Here is a 2,983-nt window from a genome sequence, read left to right on the forward strand (position 1 = left end):
TGTCGCGGCACGGGCACGCGAGCTGGGCGTGACGCACCTGCATCAGGGCGTCGCCGACAAAACCATCGCGCTCGCCGAATTGCTGCAAACCACGGGTATCCCGGCGACCGAATGCGGTTACATGGGCGACGACTGGCCCGATCTCGCCGTAATGCGGTTGTGCGGCTTTGCCGCAGCACCCGCGAATGCCCATCCGGAAGTACTGAACCGCGTGCATTTCGCGACCACCCGGCGCGGCGGCGAAGGCGCCGTGCGCGAAGTATGCGACGCCATCCTGCGCGCCCAGAATCGCTACGACGGCCTGCTTGCCGCGGCTATCGGAACCTGAACCCCATGCAACGACCCACCAAACTGACGTCAGGGCTGCCCGTGGTCGCGCTGGCCGTGCTCGCGGGCATCACCTACTGGCTGCTGCAGGCTACGCTGCCCAAGCCTCAGGAACCCGAGCGCCCGAAGGAACACGCGCCCGACTACTTCGCCACGAACTTCTCGGTCTCGGAACTCGACACCACTGGCACGACGCAATATCGGCTGACCGCGACTTCAATGGTCCATTACGAGGACGACGAAGTCAGCGACCTCACGAAACCCGCGATGCGCATGTTCCAGCCGCTGCGTCCGACCGTGACGGCAACGTCCGAGCGCGGGACGGTGAACGGCGACGTCTCGATCGTCAACCTGTACGAGAATGCTCACATTTTGCGCGTGGCAGGCTACGGCGACCCGCAGATGACGGCTGATTCCGAGCACTTTCGCATCCTTGTGAACGACGATGTCATCGAAACGGAAAAGCCGGTTAAACTTCAGCGCGGTCCGTCCGTGATGACGGGCGACGGCATGAACTACAACAACGCGACCCGGGTAATGAAGCTGTTTGGGACGGTACGCGGCCAGATCGCTGCTTCCGATACTCTCGGCACTTCATCCAAATAACCCCGGCAGTTCCGACGAATTGCGCTTAAATCCATTCAAGTGTGACTGCATGAACAAACCGTTTCTCCGACCTGAATCCGGCCGTCTGCGCGCAGCGCGCGCTGCATTTTCGCGCCGCGCCGCACGTATCGTGCAATTCGGGATCACGGCACTCTGCGTGGCGTTGCCGCTGGCGGCATTTGCCCCGGCCGCGCACGCCGAACGTGCCGACAACGACAAGCCGCTGAATATCGAAGCGGACAACATGACCTATGACGACCTGAAGCAGGTCAACATTTTCACGGGCCACGTTGTCGCAACCAAAGGCACGATCATCATCAAGGCCGACCGTGTCGACGTGACTCAGGATCCGCAGGGGTATCAGTACGCAACCGGCACGTCTACCGGCGGCAACCTCTCGTATTTCCGCCAGAAACGCGACGGCCTCGACGAATACATTGAAGGCAATGCGGTGCGGATTGACTATGACGGCAAGCAGGATCTGACCACGCTGACCACGCGTGCGGTTGTGCGCCGCCTCGCGGGTCTCACCAAGATCCAGGACGAAGTGCACGGCAGCGTGATTACCTACGACGGTCAGAAAGACTTCTATACGGCGAAAGCCGGGCCTGACGTCGCCGGTCCAGGCAACCCGTCTGGCCGCGTGCGCGCCATGCTCGCCCCGCGTAACGGCGGCGCCGCACCGCTGACCGGCGCACCGGCCACCCTGACGCCATCCACCAAGATGCAAGGAACGCAGCAGCCGTGAATTCGCCCGCCATGCCTCATCGTAAGCCGGCCGGCACGAGCAGTTCGCTCACCGTCCGCAACCTGAAGAAACGCTACGGCTCGCGCACGGTCGTGAAGGACGTCTCGCTCGACGTGAAAAGCGGTGAAGTGGTCGGGCTGCTCGGGCCGAACGGCGCGGGCAAAACTACGTCGTTCTATATGATCGTTGGTCTGGTGCCGCTGGATGCAGGCGAAATTCTGCTCGATGGCACCTCCATCAGCCTGCTGCCCATTCATAAGCGCGCACGCCTCGGGCTCTCGTATCTGCCGCAGGAAGCGTCCGTGTTCCGCAAGCTGACGGTGGAGCAGAACATTCGCGCAGTGCTTGAACTGCAGACGGACGAAAGCGAAAAGCCACTCTCCAAGCAAGCAATTACGGATCGCGCGGAAGCGTTGCTGGACGAACTCCAGATCGCGCATCTGCGTGAAAACCCGGCTTTGTCGCTCTCGGGCGGCGAACGGCGGCGGGTGGAAATCGCCCGTGCGCTCGCGACCAACCCGGCGTTTATCCTGCTGGACGAACCGTTCGCGGGCGTCGACCCCATCGCTGTGCTGGAAATCCAGAAAATCGTGAAATTCCTGAAGCAGCGCAACATTGGCGTGCTGATCACGGACCATAACGTGCGCGAGACGCTCGGCATCTGCGATCATGCTTACATCATCAGCGACGGTAGCGTGCTCGCGGCAGGCGCGCCAAGCGAGATCATCGAAAATGAGAACGTGCGGCGCGTTTATCTCGGCGAACATTTCCGCATGTGATTCTGCATGTGATTGCGGTGGAGCAGCGTCCTGCGCCCCTTGCAACACCGCTGTAGACGGCGTCCCGCGCCGCCCGCGAATCTTACGTGCCGCCCGCGAGGCGGCACTTGTTTTTGGTCGATCCCCGCGAGGTGTCGCGCCCGTGGCAAACTCTCTACAATGATTAAAATCTTGCCATGAAAGCCAGCCTCCAACTCCGCCTGTCGCAGCATCTTGCGCTGACACCTCAACTGCAACAGTCCATCCGGCTGTTGCAGCTGTCCACGCTCGAACTGCAGCAGGAAGTGGCGATGGCGATCTCCCAGAATCCGCTACTCGAAAACGAGGACGACTGGATCGCGAGCCCGCTGCGAGTCGCCTCAGACGGTTCGCTGATCGCTCAGGCGCCGAACAACGCCGCGCCCGACCAGATGGGCAGCAACAACTCGTCGTCCACCAGCACCAGCGAGCGCGCCGAAAACGGCGAGCCACAGGGCGTCGACGAGTATAACGGCCTCTCATCCGACAACAACGGCGACTCCAC

General features: G+C 62.0%; 4 protein-coding genes and 1 pseudogene. All 5 read left to right on the forward strand.

Features of this window, described 5'->3' with window-relative positions:
- Window positions 1-328: HAD hydrolase family protein (locus JWR14_RS03615; RefSeq protein WP_299701480.1), on the forward strand; the 328-nt coding region annotated here is incomplete at its 5' end.
- Between the two features lie 5 nt (window positions 329-333).
- Complete coding sequence (gene lptC / locus JWR14_RS03620) at window positions 334-933, forward strand: LPS export ABC transporter periplasmic protein LptC (protein ID WP_299701483.1); 600 nt, start codon at window positions 334-336, stop codon at window positions 931-933.
- A gap of 49 nt (window positions 934-982) precedes the next feature.
- Window positions 983-1,681: a lipopolysaccharide transport periplasmic protein LptA gene (lptA, locus tag JWR14_RS03625; protein WP_299701486.1), complete on the forward strand. Its 699-nt coding sequence runs from the start codon at window positions 983-985 to the stop codon at window positions 1,679-1,681.
- Between the two features lie 11 nt (window positions 1,682-1,692).
- Window positions 1,693-2,460, forward strand: a complete 768-nt coding sequence (lptB, locus tag JWR14_RS03630) for an LPS export ABC transporter ATP-binding protein (protein ID WP_299701490.1) — start codon at window positions 1,693-1,695, stop codon at window positions 2,458-2,460.
- A 176-nt stretch (window positions 2,461-2,636) separates the two neighbouring features.
- Window positions 2,637-2,983 (forward strand): annotated as a pseudogene (locus JWR14_RS03635) (RNA polymerase factor sigma-54); the annotation flags it as partial.

It is taken from the genome of Caballeronia sp., assembly GCF_028292365.1.
Taxonomy (GTDB): domain Bacteria; phylum Pseudomonadota; class Gammaproteobacteria; order Burkholderiales; family Burkholderiaceae; genus Caballeronia.